The following is a 565-nucleotide window of genomic DNA, read 5'->3' as shown; positions in this document are numbered from 1 at the left end:
GAGCTTACGGAGCAAGTCCTTCACTCGAACCGGTGCACCTTCTCCCGAAGTTACGGTGCCATTTTGCCTAGTTCCTTCACCCGAGTTCTCTCAAGCGCCTTGGTATTCTCTACCTGACCACCTGTGTCGGTTTGGGGTACGGTCGCATGTGATCTGAAGCTTAGAGGCTTTTCCTGGAAGCGTGGCATCGATGACTTCCTGACCGTGGTCAGTTCGTCTCGCATCTCGACCTCAGAGGAACCGGATTTGCCTGATTCCTCGGCCTACATGCTTTCACCAGGACAACCAACGCCTGGCTCACCTAGCCTTCTTCGTCCCCCCATCGCAACCACATCCGGTACGGGAATATTAACCCGTTTCCCATCGACTACGCGTTTCCGCCTCGCCTTAGGGGCCGACTCACTCTGCTCCGATTAACGTAGAACAGAAAACCTTGGTCTTCCGGCGGGGGAGTTTTTCACTCCCCTTATCGTTACTCATGTCAGCATTCGCACTCGTGATACCTCCAGCAGACTTCTCAATCCACCTTCATTGGCTTACACGACGCTCCTCTACCGCTCATCCA

General features: G+C 54.3%; 1 rRNA gene. It reads right to left on the bottom strand.

Annotated features, from left to right (window positions below):
* Positions 1-565 (bottom strand): 23S ribosomal RNA (locus R2R70_RS18890); the annotation flags it as partial.

It is taken from the genome of Cobetia sp. SIMBA_158 (assembly GCF_046566945.1).
In the GTDB taxonomy this organism is placed as follows: domain Bacteria; phylum Pseudomonadota; class Gammaproteobacteria; order Pseudomonadales; family Halomonadaceae; genus Cobetia; species Cobetia amphilecti.
Note: the sequence above shows the minus strand (reverse complement) of the source record. Positions and strands in the feature narration are given on the sequence as shown.